Raw genomic sequence first — 25,107 nt, forward strand, 5'->3', positions numbered from 1 at the left:
AAAATGATTTGAGAGACAAATTACCTGAGTATATGTTACCTGGCTTTATGATGCAGATTGATGCCTTGCCACTGACTCCAAATGGGAAGCTGGATGCAAAAGCACTGCCAGAACTAAATGCATTAGCAGGACAGGAATATATGCCACCAAGAACTAAAACAGAGAAAGTCATTACGGACATATTTGAAGAAATCTTAGGAATATCTCCAGTCGGAATAGAAGACAGTTTCTTTGAACTTGGCGGAGATTCTATTAAAGCGATTAAGGCCGTTTCGAAGTTACGGGAAAAAGGTTATAAGCTTTCTTTCGCCGCATTAATGTATCAGCAGACCCCAAGAAAGATTGGGGAAAATATTCAAATGGGAGAAGTAAATCAAGTATACGAACAGGGAGAAATCAATGGGGAAAGTCCATTAACCCCTATACAACTAGAATTTTTCAATAAGAATCACGTCGTACCTAATCATTATAATCAGGCCTTAATGTTAAGAAGTGATGAGCCATTTGACATACCTAGTTTAAAGACAGCAATTACTGAAATCATTAAACATCATGACGCTTTAAGAAATGTATATGACGGACAACGTCAAATCACGCTGTCTACAGAGGAAAGCAAGCTATATGATTGGTATGAAAAAGATTATACAAAAGTGCAAGATGTATCGAAAGAGATAGAGTATGCCAGCGATAAATTACAGGCAAGCATAGACCTAGCCACCGGGCCTTTAGTAAAAGTAGGGCTGTTCCATTCAGACAGTGGAGATCATTTACTAATTTGTGTACATCATCTGGTCATAGACGGTGTATCATGGAGAATTCTGCTGGAGGATTTATTTAGTGGATATCGACAAATACAAGAGACAGGTAAAATCACGCTGCCAATGAAAACGGCTTCGTACAAGGAATGGGCGAATGCTTTAACACAATATGCTAAGAGTGAAGTGCTTTCAGATGAAATAGCATACTGGAAAAATATATCGGATAAATCAAATAGTACTGAGACATTCAAGAGTACACAAACAGCAAGTGGTCAATATAAAAATAAAGTAGTGAAAGTGGACTCTGAAACGACGAAAAAGCTGTTGCTCGAAGCTGGAAAGACATATAAAACAGAAATAAACGACTTGTTACTGGCATCGCTGACCATTGCAGTAAAAGAATGGAGAAACTCTAAGTACCTAACCATAGAAATGGAAGGTCACGGGAGAGAGACAATAGATAGAGAGATCGCCATCGATCGTACAGTTGGTTGGTTTACAAGTGTATATCCTATTATTTTGGAGACAAAAGATACTGTTGAAGAAAGCATTTTGGAGACAAAACAAACATTGAAACAGGTCCCTAATCATGGAATTGGATATGGAGTTTTGAGATATCTTGGTGAGCATAGCGGACTTGAGATGAGCGCAGCAATAACATTCAATTATCTTGGAGAATTGGATAACGAGATAGACAGAATTGAAGGAATATCCATGTCGGGAATGCCATTAGGAAGAAGTATGTCAGAAAAAAATTCATCAGGAATGGGATTGTCTCTAAATGGGGCTGTTTTAAATGGGCAACTTGAATTTGACATCATATATGATACTGGATTGTATACTGACGAGGATGCTCAAACATTGGTATTGGCATATGAAAGAGCAATTAAGGATGTTGTCGAAACGTGTTTAACCAGAAAAGGAACAGTAAAAATGCCATTAGATGAAACATTAATTGGTGATAACCGTGATGGCGATCTAAAGTGCATGATACAAAAACAGTTGAATTATTATGGAGATAACCATATTAAAACACGTTCTACTTTAGAATGTCCTGTATTGACAGGACATGAGGACTTCTTGCGACCGGATACAGAAATTATTACTGAAATCATAACAATAGAAGGAACGGCAGAGAACGCTTCTTTATCACTCAGAGGAATAATTTCCATGCATGGGGCATTAAGAACGAAATTAAATCAAAAAATGACCTATTTAGAAGAATACGATTATTCAGATGAGTGGGAAATTCCAGTAGTGAAAGGAACCTTAGAATTATCTGCAGAACAATTTAAAGAAATTGTGAATGAAATGAGTTTTCTAACTGATGATAAGCTGTTATCTAGATTTTTAATCGTAGAAATAGATGCAGACCATTGCTTAGTACTTAGTGCAATTCATCATTTAATATGGGATGGAGTCTCACAAGATTTGTTTAAGGTTATGCTTCATGAAACTTTGAACAACAGACTTACCACTCCCTATAACTATTCTTTCATAGAATATTGCAAAATGATTAAAAAGAAAGTTGACGAACTGGAAATTCCTGATGCTCAAGAGTCTAACATGGAAGAGTATATTGAAGCTGCTAAACAATCAGCTGATTTGGTCTCTCGACGAGACACTAAGAGGTCTACAGAAATTCATGTAAAACTAAATGAGTTACAATATCAGAAATTTAGCGAACAACCCATTAATACAGCAGTAGAATTTATATCAAGGCTTATGTATAGTGACTTACCTGAAGAATTAAATAACATCCCTGTTTCTGTTTTGACACATAACAGAGATGAATTCAATAAGGAAATGTTGGGGCTAACTTTAAATTTAGATTATTCAATTTATGATAGGAAAAGTAAAACGCAAAAACAGCTTTTATCAACATCAGAAAAATCGAGTATTAATCAATCTGCAATTACAGAAAAGTTGTTTCTTATAGCACAAAAGTACGGTTTTAATGAAATGTCCCATCGCATTCCAATCATTAATTATCAGGGAGTCCTTGATAAGTTTGCAAGTAGAGATGACATATCACTTGAGAAGATGTTTTTACAAACACAGATTATAGAGTCTGAAGATTTTGGAGTTAGCATGCACTTTTACATTCAAAATAGTACTCTAATTGCTCGCATTACAGGCATTACAATTGAAGAAGAGCTCCTTAATGATGTCATGAAGAATATTTAATGTTGGATCTTACCCGTAAAACCACCCGCTATGCGGGTGGAGGGGTCATAAAAAGACATATGATGCCGGATCATGTGCATATGCTCGCGGTCCCACCCAACATATCTGAAATATGCACATGATCTAGCAATAAACAATTGGAGTGTAAATTAGACATGCTCTAAATGAAATTAGAAACAAGAAGGGGGGCTTATAGTATGAATGAAAAAATTTCAAAAAGCATATACAAAAAGAATATAGGCTTATTTATTTTGTCCTGCTTACTTGGTATCATGACATCTATTCTGTTTATTGCATTGGCAATTATACTACAAAAGTTTATTGATTATTCTATTAATAAAGATATTGACAATATCTTTAAGGTGACTACTGTTTCCGTTATTTTATTGCCTTTAGGTGCAGTGGGAATGTATGTGGGGTATGCTGTTAAAAATTTATATACAAAAAGGGCAACGTTAAACCTGAAAAATACCCTTGTTGAAAATATTTTGCGGTTAGATATGAGAAGTTTCAACAAGGAGAGTAATGGAACCTACATATCACGATTGTCAAATGATATAACGATAATTCAAAACGATTATATAAAAGGGACCGTGGAAATATTTGTTCAGCTAGCTATGCTTGTAGGCGGAGTGCTTGCGATGTTTATCATTAATTCATTCCTTGCATTGAGTATATTACTCACTTGTATCATTCCACTTGCAGTTTCGAGTATATTTAATAATCGTATGCAAAAAGCACAAGGTGAAGTGGCTGAGCAAAATAAAAATTATGTATCTTTCATTAAAGATATATTGTCTGGAAATCAGGTTGTTAAGAGCTTTAACATCGAAAAGGAGATTTTTGAAAGGGCAAAGGCAAAGGCGAACAAGCAGGAAAAAGCAAAAATGGTATACGAAAATCTGTTGTCACTCATTATGTCACTTACTGATATTTCAACTTTTCTTGTTGCTGTAGTCATATTTATTGTGGGTACTCAGCAGCTAATGAAAGGAGAAATTACAGTAGGAGAGATTATGGCTTTTATTCAATTGTTAAATTGCGTAACAGTTCCCATTAATAGACTCATAACCGGTTTTACCAAAAGGCAGGCCAGTCGGGCTTTATTAATGAATTTCAATAAAATTGGAGAGGCAAAAACGGATCAAACTCAAAGAATTGATATCCCTAAATTCAGTAATAAAATTTCTCTAAATGGGCTTTCGTTAAGCGTAGATGGGAAAAAAATCTTAGATGATATTAATTTTGAATTTGAATATGGAAAGTCTTATGCCATTGTAGGAACAAGTGGGAGTGGAAAGACAACCTTATTAAAGATGTTGACTGGGTTTTATGATGGGTATGAAGGAAATATCAGGTATGACGGGGTTGATCTTGAGAAAATAAGTGATCAGTCCATGTTCCAAAATGTTAGTTTTATTCATCAGGACTGTTTTATCTTTGATGATACGATTGAACAAAATATTAAATTGTTTCGTGAATGTGACACAGATGAGTTTGAGCAAGTCATAAAGAAGAGTATGTTACAGAAATTGATTCATGACAGAGGCGGCTTTGATGTATTATGTGGAGAAAATGGAATCCATTTTTCAGGTGGGGAAAAACAGAGAATTTCTATAGCAAGAGCACTCCTGAGAAAATCACCTATATTACTTATGGACGAGGCGACTTCAGCGTTGGACAATCAAACAGCTAGTGACCTTGAGTGTATGTTAAGTGAAATGCAGGGCATTACGAGAATTTCCATTACTCATAGGCTGGATGAATCAATTCTTAGTGAATATGATGAAATTGTCTTATTGAATAATGGGAAAATTGAAGAACACGGCACGTATCATAAATTAATGGAAGCCAAACAAAGATTTTATGCATTGAGTATGTTGAGTAGACATAATAATGATCTTTTAATAGAGAAAGGTATAACTAGTCTTGTATTTTAAATCTCAATGGTTGTATGAAATAAGTTTTTGGACAGTTTTGATGCTTGTATAAGATGAAAGGGGTGTCGTACGGATGGAGCAAATCGCAGTTGTTGGGTGTGGCGGAATGATCGGTGAAGTCATCTGTAAGAACTTATGTAAAGACTTTATTGTTAAGGGCGGACAGCGGCGTGAACCTACAGCATTAATGAACCTTAATAATTTTAACTACCAATTCCTGGATGTTTCTGACTGGGAGAACTTGATTGCGTTCTGTACTGATTGTACGGTTGTCATTAATTGTGCAGGGCCTGAATTTGTAATTAAAGATAGAGTTGCTCAGGCAGCCATGAAAGTAGGAGCAAAATATGTTGATGCTTCCAATGCTTTATTATTGAATCAGGAGCAAAAGCTAGAGCTTAAAGCTAACGGTGTAAATTACATAGGAGCTGGTTTTTGTCCTGGAATTACAGGTCTGCTATTAAAACGAGTGATAAATCATTTATTAGACGAAACTAAGCATGTGAATTGTTATATTGGTGGTGCGGAACATTATACGAAAACTTCTATCTCAGATATATTAATGAGTGGCCATAGTGTAATTGGAAAAACAGACTCTTATTGGAGTGATCATTGTGTTAAAACGGAAAATATAAATATGATGCAGAAAGAATTTGTACCTGAAGTGGATGTTCCTGTCTATAAGAAACCGTATTTAAGTCAAGAGATCATTGATATTCTGGAAGTTAGTTCGGTACAAGAACTTCACTGGTACAATATAGCGGCAAATGATTATATTTTCCGTTTGGCAATGCAATTTTATCAAATGCAACTTGAGTCTTCGGTTGAAGAAGCAATGAAAAAACTAGACATTAGCTTAGAGGAGCAACCTAAAGAGGAATGGATAGCTTTAGTCATTGATGCTACAGGAGTGAAAGATGGAAAGAATGTTAGGTGCAGATTGAATTTACAAATGGAAACGAGTTCAGAGTTAACGGGTACAGTGGCTGCCGAAATCGCCCGACAAGCTGTTTCGAGTAATAGACCTAATGGTACCTACTGGGCTTATGAAGTGCTTCCTATAGATTTTATGAATCAATATGTTTTTTCTAATAAGCATGATTTTTATGAGGAAAAGTATGTTGAAATAAAGAAATGATATGACTAGGTTACATGGCGTACATCTGATATTTATTGGATAGGGGGGAGTACATTATAAAAAAGCTTTTACTTAAGAGATTACCGTTGATTTCACTTGGAGTTATAGCTTACATACTGACAAAATACGCGCAGAACCATCAGGATTGGGCGGAAAAATACAGTAGGTCTGTATATCCGTTATTGTCAAAAATAGTAGGATTTGTACCTTCTTGGGTCACATTTTCTGTTAGTGAATGGCTCGTCGTGTTGGTTGTGTTACTTTTTCTATTTTATATCGTTTATTATGTGCGCAAGGTTATCATGAGTAAAGGTGCACGTAGGATGGTAGTTTATCGTGGTGCTCTAGGAATCGTTACGATCTGTAGCGTGATATATTTTTGTTATACTATTTTGGGTGGAATAAACTATTACAGATATTCTTTTTTGTCTTATACCGAATATAAAGAAGAGAACTACAGCAAGGAGGAACTGGTCAAATTGAGTAAGTCGCTTGCCGTTGAAATGGAATTGGCAAGGGAAAAGTTAGCGGATACTGATCTTTTGGCTCATGTACCAGAGGTTTTTGATTATTATGCACAACACGCAGTGTTCTCGATGCAAATGTTATCAAAGAAATATCCTGTTTTGGAGCATTCATATTCAACACCAAAACCAGTGGTGATGTCAAAACTAATGTCGCATGCAGGGATACATGGTATTTTTGTCCCTTTTACTTATGAATCCAATATCAATGTTAATGTGCCAGTTTTTTTGGTGCCTGCTACTATGGCGCATGAATTGGCACATCAGAGTGGTTTCATGCATGAGGATGAGGCTAATTTTATAGCTTATCTGGCATGTAAGCAGCAGGATGATCCAATGATACTATACAGTGGTTTATTTCTGGCATTTGATTATTCTATATCTGAGCTAAAGAAAGTGGATCCAGATAAGGCGTCTGATATAATGTCCAGTCTGTCCAAAGCGGTGCGGCATGATATAGAACAAAATGAGCAGTACCGGGATAAGTATGAGGGTGTTATTTCAAGTATTTCAAGAAATGTAAATGACGTATATCTGAAGGCAAATAATCAGACAGACGGTTTGAATAGCTATAGTGATATGGTGAATTTATTGCTGGCAGAGCAGCGAGAGATAGAGAAGTACAATTAAATGTATCTTGAATACTTATAGGTTTATATAGTAATGATAGTGGGCTCAAGTTGAACATAGGAGTGAGTGAAATAAATAAAATAAAAGTATTTCCTATTCCATATGCTGGAGCGTCGGTAAATGCATATTATGAATGGAAAAAACTACTGCCGGATAGATATGAATTGTGTATATGTGAATTGGCTGGAAGAGGAACTCGATTCACAGAGCCTTGTTACCAGTCTGTTGGTGAAGCAAGTGAAGATATCGCCAAAAGAATAAGTGAACAATTAGAATATGACGATGAATATGTTATATTTGGACACAGCATGGGAGCCTTATTGACTTATGAGATATATTATAAACTTAAGCAAATGGGAACTAAGGAACCAAGGCATCTGTTTTTTTCTGGGCGAGATGCTCCACATATTTTTGAAAAGAGAGAAGACATTGAAAATATGACTAATGAAACTTTCTTGACAAAGGTGGAACAATATGGGGGAATACCAGAGGAGTTTTATACAAAAGAGATTATGGATATGTTTCTTCCGATTTTGCGAGCAGATTTTATAATTTTGGACAATTATAAGTTTCAGCCCAAAGCAGAAAAAATAAGTTGTGGAGTAAGCGTTTTTTATGCGGATAGCGATTTTTCGACTCATATCAATGAAATGCATAAATGGAGTGAAGTTGTTGAAGGGAATGTGAAATTTCATAAGTTTAAAGGAGAACATTTTTTTTTGAATCGGTATCCTAATGATATTGTAAATACTATTGTTAAAGATACAGAGACTTATTCTTGTTCATGAGAGATTCCTCGTTTCGTCAATGTTGGTGTGGTAACTTACATTGTACAAGAGGAATCTCTCTTTCGCATTCATTTTTTGGTAGAATTTAGATAATCGACAGACGTGTTATTATATAAATCTAAAAAGATTTTGGTTTAGACTTTCTTTTCTTTGTACAGTTTGAATGTGTTTTGAAATATTATATTTAAAATAAATTTTATCAGTCTGAGAATCCTTCAATGATTGTTACTTAATTTTGCTTAATTATAAAAGTAATATTCAATAATTGTTTTAGGTAGGTTTTAGTAAGGAGAATTATGAAAAAAATTAAGAAAAAACATTGGAAATAATAAGCTTTCAGTTTTAAGCCCGGTGCCGCTAACAACACGGCGGCCGGGCTTTTTTCACGGCCGGATTACGATGTCAGCGCCGAACTTGATCGGAACTCTCAGCCATTTACATTCCCCTTTTCTCTTGTAAATAAAAAGATTCTAAAACTAGAAAAGGTTCCGGAAAGCAGATGCTTACGGAACCTTTTTCGTTATGCCGAATGGCTTTTTTTCGTCTGAACGGTTTCCCTGGACTTGATACCAAGTGATACGAACAAGCCGATCACAGAAACTCCGATCAATATGATAAACAGAATATGAAACCCGGAGATTAAACCGATCAGCGCTGAAGAAATAATGCTTCCGAAATAACGGAAGGTGGAGAAAATCCCGGATGCGATGCCGGACATGCCCGGTTCTACCGTCGCAAGAGAAGATACCTGCATGCTCGTCAGCCCCGCACCTGACGCGATGCCTCCGACAATAAGCGATGCCATAAGAAACGGAACGGAATGGGAATAAACCAAAAGCAGAAATAAGAGATTGGCTACAGCCATCAGCCCGAAGGACAGAAAAATCATTCTTCGCGCGCCCCATTTCTGATGCAGCTGAGCTCCGCCCCAGTTGCTGGCGGACATGAAAACAGAAAAGACTGACAGCGCCATGCCGCTGTGCGACGTATTCATGCTGAAGTGGCCGGTCATAAAGAGCGGCATAATCAATAACACGGCGTACATCATTAAATTGCTTAACAGAACCGACAGATTGGCGCTCGTAAAGGTCGTGTTTTTAAACAGATCAAAATCAATAATCGGATGTTTCGTGCGCAGCTCCCGCCTGAAAAATAGCGGAACAAATACGAGAATGAGCAGCGCGTACACCCAATAGCCCAAAGAGCTTTCATTTTTCGTCAGAAGAATTATAGATACAATGCTTCCGGCAAGCAAAACGGACCCGATGATATCAAGCGGAGCGTCAGACGTTTCTTCTTTATATTTAGGAAACATCACTAATGCCGTCACGAGTGCGATCGCAAGAAACGGAATGTTGACCCAAAAGATCGAATGCCAGCTGAAGCTCTCAATTAAAAGAGAGCCGATAAACGGACCGAGAGCCGCGCCCAGCCCGGCACCGAGGCCGAAAAAGCCGAATACTTTCGGAAGCCGTTTTTCAGACACGACATGGCGGATGATGGCGATGCTGTTTGGCGTAAGCAAAGCGCCGCCGGCAGCCTGAAGCGCCCGGAAGAAAATCAATAAGAAAAGACTTGGCGAGAGGGCGCACCCCAATGATGCGATGAGAAAAAGGCCGACGCCCCATAAATACATTTTTTTGTTTCCGTACATATCACCGAGTTTGCCGGCAATGGGCTGTGTCACGGCCATCACGATTAAATACACGGTCACTACCCATGTGATGCTGGCAATTGATTCGCTGAATGAGCGGGAAATGGATGAAAGGGCGACTGCAATCATCGTAGAATTGATGGGAACGAGTATGGCTCCCAGCAAAAGCGAAACGATCAGCGCCCATTCTTTCTTTGAACCCATCCTTCATCCTCCTTGGGGCCGGAAAATGACCGGCCGGTAATGCCTTTCATGAAAATCTCAGTGCTGTGTTTCAGCATCGTTTCCTCAGAGAGTGTAATGACTCTTTTCCCCAGCTGCAGCCGGTGTATAAAATAACCGAAAATCATCGTCATAAAGACGTCTGCATTAGCTTCTTCGCTGCCGGGGCTTATCATATTTTTCTTTGTCAGCTCTTTAAAGTAAACGATTAAATGCTTTTTCACGGATTGCGGATATACGACAATATCCTGCAGGACGTCTTCGAATAGTTCCGGTTCGCGCAGGCAGATGCGGAACACTTCTTTTTTTTGTTCCAATTGCTGCAGAAGGGTCGCGGCGAAATGAAGAAGATCCTCATACAGATCGCCTTCCGCCTTGGTGATCATGCTTTCCGGAGCCGGCGTCTGCTGTTCAATCATGGCTTTCATTAATCCTTGTTTGTTTTTAAAATTACGGAAAATCGTTGCTTCGCTTACTTTTGCTTTTTCTGCGATTTCTTTTGTTGTCGCTGCGCGGTATCCTTTTTGGATGATCAGATTCATCGCGGCGTCAATAATTCTCTTGTTCGTCGTTCTCAACATGTTTCACCTCGCGTAAATACTGGCAGGACAAGTATACACCCGCCCTGCCCGTCAATAAAGAGGGAAACCTAGCATGAAGCGCGTTTGACAATCGTAATCTTGCCGTTTGTCCCGTCCACCGTGACGATATCTCCGTCGTTGAGCCTGTCAGTCGCGGCACGTGTGCCGAGAACGGCCGGGAGCCCGTATTCTCTCGCGATGATCGCCGCATGTGACAGGATGCCGCCCGTGTCCGTAATGACGGCCTTTGCATCCTGGAACAGACTGGTCCACAGCGGTGTCGTCATTTTGCAGACAAGCACGTCTCCTGTTGAAAAACGGGAAAATTCACTTGCGTCACGAATGACTTTCACCGGGCCGCTTGCGATTCCGCTTGACGCCGCAAGTCCGTAAATTTGATGTTCAGTGTTTTTTTCATCTTCTGTGATGGAGCCGGTAATCTGTTCAGCCGTTTTCAGCTGTTCCGAAGTCGGAGTCCCGAGATAAGCGGGGGCTTCAAGCAATTGATATTGCTGGAAGAGCTGTTTTCGTTCAGCGGCTTTTTCCTGCATCGGAACCGGCGACACCAGCGCTTTCTCGACTTCATCGCTGTATAAGTACCACATATCCTCCCGATCATCGATTACGCCTTGTTTTTGAAGCAGCTCGCCGATTTTCAGAAGGCAAAGGCGCGCTTTGGCGTCCAGCATCGCATCAATATAAAAATGGTGATCATCTTTGATGACGGATGAAGACAATGTCCACTGATAATAGCGGTCAAACGTCTCCCGGAAGCCGTCATCTTCAATTCTATCCATAAAGTCGGCGTAGAGCTGTTTTCGTTTTTCTATCGTTTTATGAAATTCACTGTCAAAATCGTATCCGTTCCGGACATAGTTCTGAATGTTGGCCAAAGCGAAATAAGGGTTTTCCGCCCAAGTTTCTTCAATGAGATCATGACTTTTCACGGATCTCCAGCCGTATTCCTGTAAAAATTGACCGACTTGTTCGAGAAAGCGTTTTCCCTCATTTGATTGCAGAAGCGTCTGATGCAGCTCATCGGCATGAGAAACCGTAAAGACTCGCCGCAGCTCAGGGTTGTCTTTTACTTGTCCGGAAAGCAGCCAGAGCTGTCTGTCGGTCTCCAATGACTTATTCATGACGCCAGCCAGCATTTCGTACAGATGGGAGGTGTTTTCTTTCTCAACCTGTCCGTACATGGATTCCAGTATCATGTTTAACGCAACCTGTGGAAAGACAATATTGAAATGTTCTGCGTATCCTTTTAAATAGAAGTCTTGCAGGTTTCGGAACGCATCAAGGGCAGTCTCCGGCGTATGGTCTGTATGCGCCAGTTCGTCCAGCTTTTGATAAAAAGGCAGAAAGGTTTCCTGAATAATATCGTACATGCGGTCAGCCAAGACGGGGAAAAGCGCTTCTAACTGTTCTGCGGGCAGCTTGTCGTCCGTCTTATGCTGTCTGGAAAAAACACGGCCCTGATGAAGTTTGACACGCTCGATTTCGATGCCCATTACAGGGAATGTCTTCGTGCTCTCTTTGAGGCCGTATTCCAAAGCCGGCACAATGAGTGAGGCGAATAACGGGCTGACGGGTCCTTCAATATTGGCCTCCATATTGAGCCAAAAATCTTTCTGATCCCGGGGCGTCATGATAAATTCCCGTTCTTCGTCTGCCGCTTTCTGATCCTGCACGATTGTTGTAATCGGCCTGGCCTGAAGCAGATACAGCTTATTTTCGGCAAATCCGAATTCGAGATCCACGGGATAACCGTACAGTTCTTCCGTCTTTATCGTCAGCATGGCAAGCTCTTTGACGCTCTCGTCATCAAGGCAGAAGCGGTTTCTCATGTCAGCGGTCGTCTCTTTTTCCGTCACGCCTTCGTCTTTAGAAACGATATACATTTCTTTTAAGCCGATTTCTTTTTCAATCAGAAATGTGTCTTTATTGACGATAAATGTGTCGGGCGTCACGCTGCCGGAGACGATTGCTTCTCCGAGACCGTAGCTCGCGCTGATCATCAGTTCTCCGTCATCGTGTGTGACGGGGTTGCGGCTGAAAATGACCCCTGAAACCTCGGAATTGATAAGCCCTTGCACGACAACGCCCATTAACGGTTCTGCGGTGTCATTGTTCATTTTCTCTTTATAACCGCTGACCCGCGCCGAGAAGAAGGAAGCCCAGCATTCTTTCACTTTTCCGAGAAACTCTTCTTCTGTTTTGATATTTAAATAGGTTTCGTACTGGCCAGCGAAAGAAGCGCCTTCAAGATCTTCAGACGCGGAGGAGGAACGTACGGCGACAGAGGCGTATGTTTCTCTCAATTCATAAAACGACGCGGTCAGTTCCTCCCGAAGCTCTTTTGAAAACGTGCCGTTCATAATGGCGCGCTCCATCTGTTCCTGATCTGCTTGAAGCCCGTTGTCTTCCATAAAACGTGTCAGGGCATTCGTCTGAATGATGAAACCGCCGGGAACGGGCAGCCCGTTTTTCGTCAGTTTAATCAGGTTCATTCCTTTTGCTCCTGCAGAGCGGCTCGATTCTTCCGCTTTTTGAAATCGCACTGAATACATGCGGTATGACCCCCTTTTTTTCCTCATCCAAGAAAATGATAGTAAACACTATCATTACATTGTAAAGAGGGAGGAAGAAACTGTCAAAGATACAAAGACCTAAACCTTCTCATCCTTTCGGCTGAAGAAAGGTAATTCGATTCATCTGGTTAATGGTTCAATGGATTTATATTCACAATTTTTTTGACAGATGATTGAAGACTGCTGAAAAAGGGTATTGTGATAGCAGGGGAACGATTGTCCGATTCTTCATTTTTTACTATAATCAGATGAGATGAAGAATTCCCGAGGAGGGTTTTTGTGATTACAAAAGCCGTTTTTGCATTATGTTTCCCTTTTATGCTGGTCGTCCTTTTTACGCGCGTCACGTTTAACCACTATGTGGCGATCGCTCTCACAGCCGCACTGCTTTTCGCATCCTATTTAAAGGGTTACACCGAAACGTATTTTATCGTTGGATTGGATGTCGTATCGCTGGTGGCCGGAGGGCTGTACATGGCCAAAAAAGAAGCAGACAAAAAGAAAGACAATGCCTGACATGGTGAATATGAAATAGAATGCCTGCTTTTACGCCATAAAAGCAGGTTTTTTATACAAAAATTGACTTGGTAAAAACAAACCATCGAACTTTAGTTCGTATTTTTAGTGATTTTGCCCGTCATTGTGTTACTATATCAATAGGAAGATTTCGTAAAGAAACGGAGGCTTTTTTGTGAAAGATCGTTTTGAGTTAGTCTCGAAATATCAGCCCCAGGGAGATCAGCCGCAAGCGATTGAGAAGCTTGTCAAAGGCATACAGGAAGGCAGAAAACACCAGACTCTCCTGGGTGCGACAGGGACGGGCAAAACCTTTACCGTGTCCAATCTGATTAAAGAAGTGAATAAACCGACACTGGTCATTGCCCATAACAAAACCCTTGCCGGACAGCTGTACAGCGAGTTTAAGGAGTTTTTCCCGAACAATGCTGTCGAATATTTTGTCAGCTATTACGATTACTATCAGCCGGAGGCGTACGTGCCTCAAACGGATACTTTTATAGAGAAAGACGCAAGCATTAATGATGAAATTGATAAACTGAGACACTCCGCGACGTCCTCTCTGTTTGAACGGAGAGATGTCATTATTATCGCGAGTGTGTCATGCATATACGGTCTCGGTTCGCCTGAAGAATACCGGGAAATGGTTGTGTCGCTCAGGCCGGAAATGGAGATTGAGCGGAACGAGCTGCTGAGAAAGCTTGTGGATATCCAGTATGCCCGCAATGATATCGACTTTCAGCGCGGTACGTTCCGCGTGCGCGGAGACGTTGTGGAAATCTTCCCGGCTTCCCGTGACGAACATTGTATCAGAGTGGAATTTTTCGGAGATGAAATTGAGCGGATCAGAGAGGTCGACGCTTTGACCGGAGAAATTCTCGGCGACCGTGACCATGTCGCGATTTTCCCGGCTTCCCACTTCGTCACCCGTGCGGAAAAGATGGAAAAAGCGATTCTGAATATTGAACAGGAGCTTGAGGAGCGCTTGAAAGTGATGCACGAAAACGGCAAGCTCCTTGAAGCGCAGCGGCTTGAGCAGCGGACGAGATATGATCTTGAAATGATGCGGGAAATGGGTTTTTGCTCAGGGATCGAGAACTATTCAAGACATTTGACACTCCGTCCGCCGGGCTCTACGCCGTATACGCTGCTTGATTATTTTCCGGACGATTTTATGATTGTCGTTGATGAATCACATGTGACGATTCCGCAGGTGCGCGGCATGTTCAACGGTGACCAGGCGAGAAAACAGGTGCTTGTCGATCACGGGTTCCGCCTGCCGTCAGCGCTTGACAACCGTCCGCTCCGATTCGAGGAATTTGAGAAACACATGCACAATATCGTGTACGTGTCGGCGACTCCGGGACCGTATGAAATTGAGCATACGCCGGAAATGATCGAGCAGATCATCAGACCGACGGGACTCCTCGATCCCCTCATTGACGTCCGGCCGATCGAAGGACAGATTGATGATCTGATCGGCGAGATACAGGCGAGGATTGAACGGAATGAACGCGTTCTCGTGACGACTTTAACGAAAAAAATGTCAGAGGATCTGACCGATTATCTCAAGGAAATCGGCATCAAGGTCAATTATCTGCATTCCGAGATTAAGACGCTTGAACGGATTGAAATCATCCGTGACCTCCGCCTCGGAAAACATGATGTGTTAATCGGCATCAACCTGCTGAGGGAAGGGCTTGATATTCCGGAAGTGTCACTTGTCGCCATTCTCGATGCGGATAAAGAAGGCTTCCTCCGTTCTGAACGTTCGCTGATTCAGACGATCGGACGGGCGGCACGAAACGCGGAAGGCCGCGTCATCATGTATGCCGATAAAATCACGAATTCGATGGAAATCGCGATTAATGAAACGAAGCGCCGCCGGGAACAGCAGGAGCGCTTTAACGAAATTCACGGCATTACGCCGCAAACGATCAATAAGGAAATCCGCGATGTGATCCGCGCGACGCAGGCCGCTGAGGATAAAGAAGAATATAAAACAAAAGCCGCGCCTAAACTGGCGAAGATGACGAAGAAAGAACGCCAGAAAGTCGTTGAGCAAATGGAGCACGAAATGAAAGAAGCGGCCAGAGCGCTTGATTTCGAGCGGGCGGCAGAGCTTCGTGATTTACTGTTAGAGCTTAAAGCGGAAGGATGATGAACACATGGCAATTGACCGGATCGAGGTGAAAGGCGCAAGGGCGCACAATTTAAAAAACATTGATGTAACGATTCCGCGGGATCAGCTCGTCGTCGTGACGGGGCTGTCCGGATCGGGAAAATCATCCCTTGCCTTTGACACCATTTACGCGGAAGGACAGAGGCGGTATGTTGAATCGCTTTCTGCCTATGCGCGCCAATTTTTAGGACAGATGGATAAGCCGGACGTTGATGCGATCGAAGGGCTTTCTCCGGCGATCAGCATTGACCAGAAAACAACAAGCCGCAATCCGCGGTCAACCGTCGGAACGGTAACGGAGATTTATGATTATCTCCGGCTGCTGTACGCGAGAGTCGGGAAGCCGCACTGCCCGGAGCACGGCATTGAAATTACGTCGCAAACGATTGAACAGATGGTTGACCGGATTCTTGAATATCCGGAGCGGACGAAGCTTCAAGTGCTTGCGCCGATCATCTCAGGCAGAAAAGGCGCCCATGTCAAAGTGCTTGACCAAATCAGAAAGCAAGGTTACGTAAGGGTGCGGATTGACGGAGAAATGGCCGAGCTTTCCGACGATATTGAACTTGAAAAAAACAAAAAGCATTCCATTGAAGTAGTCATTGACCGGATTGTCGTCAAGGAAGGGGTTGCCGCCCGGCTTTCCGACTCACTGGAAACCGCGCTCCGCTTAGGGGAAGGCCGTGTCATGATAGATATCATCGGTCAGGAGGAGCTGATGTTCAGCGAGCATCACGCCTGTCCGCTGTGCGGTTTTTCTATCGGAGAGCTTGAACCCCGGCTGTTTTCGTTTAACAGCCCGTTCGGCGCCTGCCCGACTTGTGACGGTCTCGGCCTGAAGCTGGAAGTGGACCCTGAGCTCGTCATTCCCAATCCTGAGCTGTCATTAAAAGAACACGCCATCGCGCCGTGGACGCCGATCAGTTCACAATATTATCCGCAGCTGCTTCAGGCGGTCTGCCGCCATTACGGCATTGATATGGAGACTCCGGTCAAAGACCTGCCGAAGCATCAGCTTGATAAAGTGCTGTACGGCAGCGGCGATGAACGGATCTACTTTAAATACGAGAATGATTTCGGACAAGTGCGCGAAAATGAAATTGAATTTGAAGGTGTGCTGCGCAATATCGAGAGACGGTATAAGGAGACAAGCTCCGATTATATCCGTGAACAGATGGAGCAGTACATGTCACAGAAGCCGTGCCCGACGTGCAAAGGCTACCGGCTGAAGAAAGAAGCGCTTGCCGTTTTGGTAAACGGGCGCCACATCGGCACCATTACCGAGCTTTCCGTCGGCGATGCGCTGGAATTTTTCAAAAACCTGACGCTGTCTGAGAAAGATATGCAGATTGCCGATTTAATTTTAAGAGAGATTGTGGAGCGGCTCAGCTTCTTAGATAAAGTCGGTCTTGATTACCTGACGCTGAGCCGGGCGGCGGGAACGCTGTCAGGCGGAGAAGCCCAGCGCATCAGGCTTGCGACGCAGATCGGCTCCCGTTTGTCAGGCGTCCTGTACATTCTTGATGAGCCGTCCATCGGCCTTCACCAGCGTGACAATGACCGTCTGATCAGCGCGCTGAAAAACATGAGGGATCTCGGCAACACACTGATTGTCGTGGAGCATGATGAAGATACGATGATGGCTGCCGATTATTTGATAGATATCGGTCCCGGCGCCGGCATTCACGGCGGCCGCGTCATATCGGCGGGGACGCCTGAAGAAGTGATGAATGATGCGGACTCTCTGACCGGACGTTATTTGTCAGGGGCTCAATTCATCCCTATGCCTCCGGAGAGAAGAAAGCCTGACGGCCGGTTCATTGAAATCAAAGGCGCTTCAGAAAACAACCTGAAAAAAGCGAACGCCAAATTCCCGCTCGGCACTTTTACGGCGGTGACAGGTGTGTCCGGTTCCGGAAAAAGCACGCTTGTGAATGAAATTCTGCATAAGGCGCTTGCGCAAAAGCTTCATAAAGCCAAAGCGAAACCGGGAAGCCATAAAGAAATCAAAGGCCTTGACCACCTTGATAAGGTGATCGACATCGACCAGGCGCCGATCGGCCGGACACCGAGATCAAACCCGGCAACTTACACGGGCGTGTTTGATGATATCCGCGATGTCTTCGCGCAGACAAATGAAGCAAAGGTGCGCGGCTATAAAAAAGGCCGGTTCAGTTTTAATGTAAAAGGCGGGCGCTGTGAGGCCTGCCGCGGCGACGGCATCATCAAAATTGAGATGCACTTCCTTCCTGACGTGTACGTTCCGTGTGAAGTGTGCCACGGCAAACGTTACAACCGGGAGACGCTGGAGGTCACATACAAAGGAAAAAGCATTTCTGACGTTCTGGATATGACGGTGGAAGATGCTCTGTCTTTCTTTGAAAATATCCCGAAAATCAAACGCAAGCTTCAAACGCTTGCCGATGTCGGACTCGGGTATGTGACGCTCGGCCAGCCGGCGACGACGCTGTCAGGCGGAGAAGCGCAGCGCGTCAAGCTTGCTTCCGAACTGCATAAGCGTTCCACCGGCCGGACGCTGTATATTTTGGACGAACCGACGACAGGCCTCCACGTTGATGATATCGCAAGGCTTTTGGTTGTGCTTCAAAGACTCGTCGATAACGGAGATACCGTTTTGGTCATTGAACATAATCTCGATATCATTAAAACGGCGGACTACATCGTCGATCTGGGACCTGAAGGCGGAGCGGGCGGCGGCATGATCGTAGCCTCCGGGACGCCTGAAGAAGTTGTCGAAGTGAAAGAATCATATACGGGCCGCTATCTGAAACCGGTAATGGAACGTGATAGAAAACGAATGAAAACATTGCTGGCCGAAAAAGAAACGGCAGCCACGTAATAGATCAATAAAAACAGCCCAAAACTCATCGCGTTTTGGGCTGTTGTTGTTACAGGCTTTTTTTCTGTTGGGGAAGCTGTCTGCTTAAATGCATTAAGTCCTGCAGAATATGGGTGCTGCTGCTGTCCAGCAGCACTTTTATATATTGGATATCATGGGAAATGGGAAGAGGGGCTGCTTTGATCTGTTCCAATTCAGCCAGCATTTCGCTGTTCATTCTTTTCTGTTCGCGAATTAAATTTCGAAGACTCTCTTCCGTTACTTGGGCGTTTTCGGGATCTTTCTCCATTTGTATGTCCTCCTTGCATACGGTCAGGCTTTGTTACATATTGTAATCGGTTCGGGGAAAAGATTCTATAGTGAAATCTCTGAAATCAAAAATTACGTATAACGAAGCATGTCCTTAGCATGAAAATGAAACCCGCCCATTCGTCATACGTATGTATAAGGAAGGGTTTTTACATTACGGCACAGGGAGTGTTTTTATTGAACCGAAATCAAGCGATTATTGCATCAATCTGTTATTTCAGCGTGTTTCTCGCGCCGCTCATTCTTCCGATTGTGGCTTACTTTGTCGTCGATGAAAAAGAGACGAAGCGGCATGCCATGCGCGCTCTGATTTCCCATATCATTCCGTTTGCGGGATTGCTGATTGTGACCGCGGGTGTTGTCGGCGGATTGATTACGGCTCAAGGGGAGAGTATGGTGCCCGTTTTTGTTATGATAACAGGAGCAGCTGTTTATTTTCTGATCCTCATCGGAATGGTCATTTGGAATATCGTGCAGGGAATTAAGGTGTTACGCCAGGTGTAAGAAAAGTCGGGGGAGGAGTTTTGTATGAAACAGGAGAAAGAACGGATTTTAAAGCTTGTGGAAGACGGCATGCTGACGGCGCAGGAAGCACTGACGCTCATTGAAAAACTGGATCATGAATATAAAGAAAAAGAAGAGCAGATCACCGCATTATCTGCGGAGGTCCAGGAACCTGCGGAAGGTTTCGAAAGCGGGGCAAAAGGAAGCCAAAAGCCGTCGCTCGGGGCGAAGCTGTTCGACTGGATTGATTCTGCCGTCAAAAAAGTGAAGGAAGCGGATCTTGACCTGAATTTCGGCCACGCACACGAAGTGCAGCATATTTTTCAATTTAAAGACAGTGAATTCTCGGCCATTGATATGCAGATCGCAAACGGCAGCGTCAATATCGTGCCGTGGGCGGATGAAGATATCAGAGCGGAGTGCCAGGCGAAAGTGTACCGGGCGGACAGTCAGGAGGCGGCGCGCACCGCATTTCTTCAGCACATTGAGTGTGAAGTGAAGGGCAATAAGTTTTTTGTCCGCACGGAAAAGAAAACGATGAAAACGAATGTCACGCTTTATGTTCCCCAGAAAGAGTACGATAAGATAAGAGTGAAGCTGTTTAACGGACCGATCAGAGGGGAACATTTACATGTAAAAGAATTCTCGGCGAAAACGACAAACGGCGTACTGTCATTCTCTCATTTGACGGCTGATAAAGCGTCGGCGGAAACGGCTAACGGACAAATCAAGCTGGCCGGACATCAATGCGGCGCGATTGAAGCGGAAACGATCAACGGCTTGATTGATTTGCGCGGATCGAGTGAATCCATTGACGTTCAAAGCTTTAACGGCAATATCATGCTTACCGTGACAGCGCCGCACTGCCGCTCCATCTACACGAAAACGACGACCGGAAACGTGGAGATCGCTCTGCCTGATGATTCGGCGGTGAAAGCGGAGCTGAAAAGCAATCTCGGCTCTCTCAGCCATGAGCTGATTGATGCGGAAATTTTAAAGGAAAAGAATGATACCATTCAAAAAGAACTGATGCTGGCATCAAATCAAGGCCATGATCAGCATCTCTCGATTTTCTCAGAATCGTTAACAGGAGCCATTAAGCTCAAGCATACTCAGAGGTGATTGGATGAAAAGACTTTACCGTTCAGAAAAAAACCGTAAAATCGCCGGTGTCGTCGGCGGTTTGGCGGAGTACATCAATATGGATGCGTCGCTTTTGCGCATTATCACCGTTGTATTAGCGCTTGTCACGAGCGGAATCGTGCCGATTGTATATATTATCTGGTGTTTTGTCGTACCTTTAGAAGGAGATTTGAAATAAATGATCAAATGGGCAGTCAGCATTTTAGTAAATGCGTTATTATTAATCGTTATCGCGGGATATTTTGATTCCGTCCATATCAGCAGTATCGGAGCGGCTGTCATCGCCAGTGTGATTCTTTCTGTGTTAAATGTGCTGATCAAACCGATCATCGTCATATTGACATTGCCCGTCACGGTTGTGACCCTCGGCCTCTTTCTGTTTGTCATCAACGCCATTACGTTAATGATGACCGCAGCCTTGATGGGAGACAGCTTTCAGATTGACGGGTTCGGCACCGCCATTTGGGCATCCGTCGTGCTGTCCGTTTTCCACTTGCTGATTCAAAAAGGCATATTGGAGCCGCTTAGAAAAGGGTAAAAAACGAGCTGTCCCGAGAGGGCAGCTTTTTTATGTGCGGTTTACATAAGCGGCGGCCTCCTGACGCAACATAATGCATAGGGAGGTAATGAGATGAAACTTGTGATGACGCTCTTTTTTCTGATTGGTTTGCTTTGTGTAAGTCCTTCTGCGGATGCGGCGCGCAAAGAATCGGCAATCCCCGTGAATCAGCAGGAATTCGGACAGCCGCCTCATTACATACCGCTTCTGGAGAATCCTCCCCAAATCGAAGTAAAGGCGGAAATGAAAAGAAACCTGTTCATACAGGCTCATGTACGGAATGCTGACTATCAAGCGTTTTCGGCGTTTCTTTTTTATAAACAAAGCAATGAGCTGGGGTTTAAAATGGTGCCGATGGAGCCCGCGCCAGGCGCAATCCGGCTGTTTACGGCCCAGGTTTCAAAGCGGGATATCTGGAATGGAGAATTGGAATATTACCTCGTATTCACCAACGGCAGACAACGGGCGGAATCGGAGAAAAAGCGGCTGAAGCTGGACGGCTATCAAGCCGATTTGAATCATATTCCCGAGCTGATGATTACGGAGCTTGCGGTTGATACGAAAAATGAAGACGGCACTGATGCCTATGAATTTATCGAGGTGTATAACACGACGGACAGGCCCATTCATTCTAAAGACTATCACATCCGCTACCGCTATCCGAAGGAAGGGCCGGAATCAGATATGATATGGAGGCCGAAAGAAGATACCGTCATTCCGTCAGGCGGGACTTACGTGTTTTGGCTGAGACGCGCCGCATCAGAACTGACGATAGATGATTTCAACCGCTATTACGGGACACGCCTGAAGGAGGGAGAACATCTCGCCGTCATCGAAGGGACGGACGGAATGTCCAACGGCCGCCCGCGTACGGTGGTGCTGTCGGCAAATACCGGAAAGGGTATCGCCTCAGCGCATTACCGGAAACACGCTTTCCGCCGGCTGACTTCTTTGCTGTACAAATATCCGCTGAACGGAACGGGAGAATTGCTGAGGATCTCCACGAGTGAGCATAAGCCGTCACCGGGCTCTGTTTTTCAGGCGCAGATCCCGCAGCAGAAAAGGGTGATAAAACCCGACAAGGAAAAACCGGTCATCGAAGACCTTACAGACAGAAAGCCCGTCCGGCCCGCTGAAAGCATTGAATTAAAGGCTGACATAAAAGACAAAAACCTTGTCAAAACAGCCGCGTTTTATTACCGGACCAATGAGAAAAAACCATTCAAACGAATTCTGGCCGAAAAAGACCGCAACGACAGCTTATACCATCACATTCTTTATTCCCCGGAACTGCTCGGCCAGGATCAGCTTGAGTATTATATCGCAGCCAGTGATGGAGAAAATGAAGCAAAAACGCCCGTCAAGATGATTGACATTGAACAGACGAGCAAATCACACGGACTCAGAATGAATGTTGAACCCGAAGATACGATATCCGGCACCTATCTGCTCAAAGCTACTTCCGACGTCAGCCCCGATAAGATCAAGCTGTGGATTGACGGCAAACGGCAGGAGACCCGGCCGGCCTTGGAAAAAGAAGTCTATTTCGCCTTCGATGCCCGGAAAACGAATCTTTATTTTCAAAACACCGTCATGATGGAAAACGAGGTGCTGCACATTTTTGACGATCCGTCTCACCGCTACAGAACACACTCGGTTCTCCTTCCGGAACGTCTGCTGCAAAAAGGGGGCAAAACACAGAAAGTATCCATCCGTTCGGGCTCAAAGGTTTCTCCATATGACACGGGAGAGAATCGGGATGATTTTGTCGTGAAACATGCCCGTCTGGTGCTTTCCGACGGAACGGTGATCAAAGATGGGAAGACGGACCCGGCTGAGCAGCTGTTTATCGGTGACGGCAGGCGGGCGAATCAGCAGAAGACCTTCTCATTCAGCCTGCCGGATCATTTGTTTACGTCACGGCTGCTGCCGTGGAACACGGCGAAGCTTTCGGAAGGCTATCACCACATTTTTGTTAGCGACGGTGAGGAGCAGCTGAGCCAGTCTGTGCGGGTGGACAATACGGGGCCGAAGATTGTCCCGAATATTAAAGAAGGCGCGGCGCTGAAAGGTAATGTTGAGCTGAATGCGGACATCCGTGACAAATGGAGCAAAGTGGAAGAGGTCAAAGCGTTTTTGGACGGAGAAAGCATTACGCTCCCGCATCACACGTCATCAGCCGATCTTAAGCCCGGAAAACATACCCTTACTATCATTGCGGCAGACCTTGCCGGAAATGAAACAACCTCCGTCCGCACCTTCCATATCAAACGGGAGGAGCCGAACCAGCCGGAGCTTGCTGATCAAAAAATCGGCGCCCACAAAGCAAAGCTGTCCGTCCGGGTAAAAGACCCGACGAAGGATGACATGAATGTATCATTTTACCGGGGCTTCCGTTATACCGCGCGGAATCCGGGCAGCGTGAAAGTGTATAAACACGCCTCATTAACGGAACCGCCGAGGGGCATAAAAGAAAATGAAATGCCGTTTACCCTGCCGGAAATGAACCGCATCTCGGCAAATGACGGAAAAACCGTTTCGGCGGAAAGTATGGAGCGTTTTCCTTATCACCGGTTCGAAGTCTCCGTTGACCCGTCTATCGACGAAACGGATCTGGCCGAGGCGGTCTGGAAAGGAAGCTCTCTGCCCGGCCGAAAGGTAACCATGTATATTTGGAATTACCGGACAAGCCGCTGGCAGGAGGCGGACAGCGTCCTTGCCAAAGATAAAAAGCCGTTTACATTAAAAGCCGCCGTTTCCGCAGCGGATGTGGTGAAGAACTCAAAAATGAATGTCATCGTGCAGGATCAAATACCTGCGAAAGGCAATTATACGTTTGTCTGGATGTCGGATACACAGTATTACGCACAAGGGCACCCGCACATTTTTGACAAAATGACGGAGTGGATCAAAGAAAATAAGGAAAAGCACAATATTAAATATGTCTTTCATACCGGTGATATCGTCGATGATTCAATGGTGATGAAACAGTGGAAAAACGCCGATCACTCCATGCGGACGCTTGATAAGGCGGGGATTCCGTACGGAGTGCTTGCCGGCAATCACGACGTCGGCCATAAAGACGGCACATACCGAACCTTCGGGGATTTCTTCGGGAGCCGCCGGTTTGAACAGAACATGCATTACGGCGGATCATACAAAAATAACCGCGGGCATTATGACCTGCTGTCGGCAAGCGGGAACGATTTTATTATGATTTATATGGGCTGGGGCATTGGGGAACAAGAGATTGACTGGATCAATCAAGTGCTAAAGAGGTATCCGGACCGAACCGCCATCTTATGCTTTCATGAGTACTTGCTTGTGAGCGGAAATCGAAGCCCGATCGGGGAAACGATCTATCGAAAAGTCGTCAAGCCGAATCGCAATGTGGCGATGGTATTAAGCGGCCATTACCATAACGCCATGAAAAAAACCGATGCGCTTGACGATGACGGGGACGGAAAACCGGACCGCCTCGTCCACCAAATTCTGACCGACTACCAGGACGGTCCGGAAGGGGGACAGGGCTTTATGCGCATGATGCAATTCGATCAGGCCGCCAATCAGGTTCACATGTTCTCCTACTCGCCGTACACGGATGACATCAATTACTATGACACCGATCTGTTCGCTGATAAAGACGAATTCTCAGCAGAAATGGATTTACAGCCGAAGAGGAAAAGGGTGGCGACCGATTATTTTGAATGCAACGTCTATACGAACGAACTGCTCGGTCATAAAAAACACGTAAAAAGCGGAAAAACCGCAAATTGGATCTGGGACGGCCTGCAGCCTGATTCCGTTTATTACTGGTACACCGTCGTTAAGGACCCGTACAACGGCAAAACAATATCACCGCTGTGGATGTTCAAAACGGGAAATACGCCGTATCGCCCGGCTCCGGATCAGTTTGATTTCAGGCATGCCTCAAACCCATAACGAAAAAAATACAGCCTGCTGATCGCTCAGAAGAAAATCTGACGGTCAGCAGGATTTTTTCTGTACGTAAATGGCGGCG

The 25,107-nt window shown here is 44.3% G+C and carries 17 protein-coding genes; 13 read left to right on the forward strand and 4 right to left on the reverse strand.

All coding sequences use genetic code 11. The features are described from left to right. The 5 genes from G9F75_RS11950 to G9F75_RS11970 form a co-directional block, all read left to right on the forward strand. A partial coding sequence (locus G9F75_RS11950; protein ID WP_260399127.1) for a condensation domain-containing protein occupies positions 1-2,945 on the forward strand: 2,945 nt, incomplete at its 5' end. Positions 2,946-3,142: 197 nt separating this feature from the next. Then, complete coding sequence (locus G9F75_RS11955; protein ID WP_094296331.1) at positions 3,143-4,885, forward strand: ABC transporter ATP-binding protein; 1,743 nt, start codon at positions 3,143-3,145, stop codon at positions 4,883-4,885. Between the two features lie 73 nt (positions 4,886-4,958). After that, complete coding sequence (locus G9F75_RS11960) at positions 4,959-6,023, forward strand: saccharopine dehydrogenase NADP-binding domain-containing protein (protein WP_014418993.1); 1,065 nt, start codon at positions 4,959-4,961, stop codon at positions 6,021-6,023. 86 nt (positions 6,024-6,109) lie between these two features. Next, positions 6,110-7,177 (forward strand): DUF3810 domain-containing protein, encoded by a 1,068-nt coding sequence (locus G9F75_RS11965; protein WP_021495271.1) that lies wholly within the window; start codon positions 6,110-6,112, stop codon positions 7,175-7,177. Positions 7,178-7,227: 50 nt separating this feature from the next. Next, the gene (locus G9F75_RS11970) at positions 7,228-7,965 is read left to right on the forward strand and encodes a thioesterase II family protein (protein ID WP_014418991.1); all 738 of its coding nucleotides are present in this window, start codon (positions 7,228-7,230) and stop codon (positions 7,963-7,965) included. Between the two features lie 520 nt (positions 7,966-8,485). Here the strand turns inward: G9F75_RS11970 and G9F75_RS11975 are convergent. The 3 genes from G9F75_RS11975 to G9F75_RS11985 all read right to left on the reverse strand — a co-directional run bounded on the left by G9F75_RS11975 (position 8,486) and on the right by G9F75_RS11985 (position 12,992). Further along, on the reverse strand, positions 8,486-9,823 hold the full coding sequence (locus G9F75_RS11975; protein ID WP_017418828.1) for an MFS transporter: 1,338 nt from the start codon (positions 9,821-9,823) through the stop codon (positions 8,486-8,488). After that, positions 9,796-10,419 carry a TetR/AcrR family transcriptional regulator gene (locus G9F75_RS11980; protein WP_017418829.1) on the reverse strand — a complete coding sequence of 208 codons (624 nt, stop codon included), beginning with the start codon at positions 10,417-10,419 and terminating at the stop codon, positions 9,796-9,798. Before G9F75_RS11980 ends, G9F75_RS11975 begins: the two co-directional genes overlap by 28 nt. A 71-nt stretch (positions 10,420-10,490) precedes the next feature. After that, positions 10,491-12,992, reverse strand: a complete 2,502-nt coding sequence (locus G9F75_RS11985) for a PEP/pyruvate-binding domain-containing protein (RefSeq protein WP_167409121.1) — start codon at positions 12,990-12,992, stop codon at positions 10,491-10,493. A 300-nt stretch (positions 12,993-13,292) separates the two neighbouring features. Between G9F75_RS11985 and G9F75_RS11990 the strand changes: the two genes are divergently transcribed. The 3 genes from G9F75_RS11990 to uvrA all read left to right on the forward strand — a co-directional run bounded on the left by G9F75_RS11990 (position 13,293) and on the right by uvrA (position 18,571). Then, entirely contained in the window at positions 13,293-13,529 is a 237-nt protein-coding gene (locus tag G9F75_RS11990; RefSeq protein WP_003151438.1) for a CsbA family protein, read from the forward strand. Between the two features lie 175 nt (positions 13,530-13,704). Next, positions 13,705-15,690: an excinuclease ABC subunit UvrB gene (uvrB, locus tag G9F75_RS11995; protein ID WP_003151439.1), complete on the forward strand. Its 1,986-nt coding sequence runs from the start codon at positions 13,705-13,707 to the stop codon at positions 15,688-15,690. A gap of 7 nt (positions 15,691-15,697) precedes the next feature. After that, the gene (gene uvrA, locus G9F75_RS12000; protein WP_021495269.1) at positions 15,698-18,571 is read left to right on the forward strand and encodes an excinuclease ABC subunit UvrA; all 2,874 of its coding nucleotides are present in this window, start codon (positions 15,698-15,700) and stop codon (positions 18,569-18,571) included. 49 nt (positions 18,572-18,620) lie between these two features. Here uvrA and G9F75_RS12005 read toward each other — a convergent pair whose 3' ends face one another. Further along, positions 18,621-18,860: a hypothetical protein gene (locus G9F75_RS12005; RefSeq protein ID WP_003151443.1), complete on the reverse strand. Its 240-nt coding sequence runs from the start codon at positions 18,858-18,860 to the stop codon at positions 18,621-18,623. 197 nt (positions 18,861-19,057) lie between these two features. On the opposite strand from G9F75_RS12005, the gene G9F75_RS12010 reads away from it, so the two are divergent. The 5 genes from G9F75_RS12010 to G9F75_RS12030 all read left to right on the forward strand — a co-directional run bounded on the left by G9F75_RS12010 (position 19,058) and on the right by G9F75_RS12030 (position 25,028). Further along, positions 19,058-19,384: a hypothetical protein gene (locus G9F75_RS12010; protein WP_003151444.1), complete on the forward strand. Its 327-nt coding sequence runs from the start codon at positions 19,058-19,060 to the stop codon at positions 19,382-19,384. Positions 19,385-19,408: 24 nt separating this feature from the next. Then, entirely contained in the window at positions 19,409-20,506 is a 1,098-nt protein-coding gene (locus G9F75_RS12015) for a DUF4097 family beta strand repeat-containing protein (protein ID WP_029973515.1), read from the forward strand. Between the two features lie 4 nt (positions 20,507-20,510). After that, a complete protein-coding gene (locus G9F75_RS12020) occupies positions 20,511-20,705 on the forward strand; it encodes a PspC domain-containing protein (RefSeq protein ID WP_003151448.1) in 195 nt (64 codons plus the stop codon). Continuing rightward, positions 20,706-21,065 carry a phage holin family protein gene (locus G9F75_RS12025; protein ID WP_014418984.1) on the forward strand — a complete coding sequence of 120 codons (360 nt, stop codon included), beginning with the start codon at positions 20,706-20,708 and terminating at the stop codon, positions 21,063-21,065. 93 nt (positions 21,066-21,158) lie between these two features. Beyond that, positions 21,159-25,028 carry a metallophosphoesterase gene (locus G9F75_RS12030; RefSeq protein WP_167409122.1) on the forward strand — a complete coding sequence of 1,290 codons (3,870 nt, stop codon included), beginning with the start codon at positions 21,159-21,161 and terminating at the stop codon, positions 25,026-25,028. The last annotated feature ends 79 nt before the right edge of the window (positions 25,029-25,107 follow it).

Source organism: Bacillus sp. EKM208B, from assembly GCF_011800725.1.
In the GTDB taxonomy this organism is placed as follows: Bacteria; Bacillota; Bacilli; order Bacillales; family Bacillaceae; genus Bacillus; species Bacillus velezensis.

Excerpts from the sequence above, each read along its gene's own strand:
- G9F75_RS11955 (WP_094296331.1), top strand. The coding sequence starts at position 3,143 with ATGAATGAAAAAATTTCAAAAAGCATATACAAAAAGAATATAGGCTTA.
- G9F75_RS11960 (WP_014418993.1), top strand. The coding sequence starts at position 4,959 with ATGGAGCAAATCGCAGTTGTTGGGTGTGGCGGAATGATCGGTGAAGTC.
- G9F75_RS11975 (WP_017418828.1), bottom strand. The coding sequence starts at position 9,823 with ATGGGTTCAAAGAAAGAATGGGCGCTGATCGTTTCGCTTTTGCTGGGA.
- G9F75_RS11985 (WP_167409121.1), bottom strand. The coding sequence starts at position 12,992 with ATGTATTCAGTGCGATTTCAAAAAGCGGAAGAATCGAGCCGCTCTGCA.
- uvrA (WP_021495269.1), top strand. The coding sequence starts at position 15,698 with ATGGCAATTGACCGGATCGAGGTGAAAGGCGCAAGGGCGCACAATTTA.
- G9F75_RS12005 (WP_003151443.1), bottom strand. The coding sequence starts at position 18,860 with ATGGAGAAAGATCCCGAAAACGCCCAAGTAACGGAAGAGAGTCTTCGA.
- G9F75_RS12015 (WP_029973515.1), top strand. The coding sequence starts at position 19,409 with ATGAAACAGGAGAAAGAACGGATTTTAAAGCTTGTGGAAGACGGCATG.
- G9F75_RS12020 (WP_003151448.1), top strand. The coding sequence starts at position 20,511 with ATGAAAAGACTTTACCGTTCAGAAAAAAACCGTAAAATCGCCGGTGTC.
- G9F75_RS12025 (WP_014418984.1), top strand. The coding sequence starts at position 20,706 with ATGATCAAATGGGCAGTCAGCATTTTAGTAAATGCGTTATTATTAATC.
- G9F75_RS12030 (WP_167409122.1), top strand. The coding sequence starts at position 21,159 with ATGAAACTTGTGATGACGCTCTTTTTTCTGATTGGTTTGCTTTGTGTA.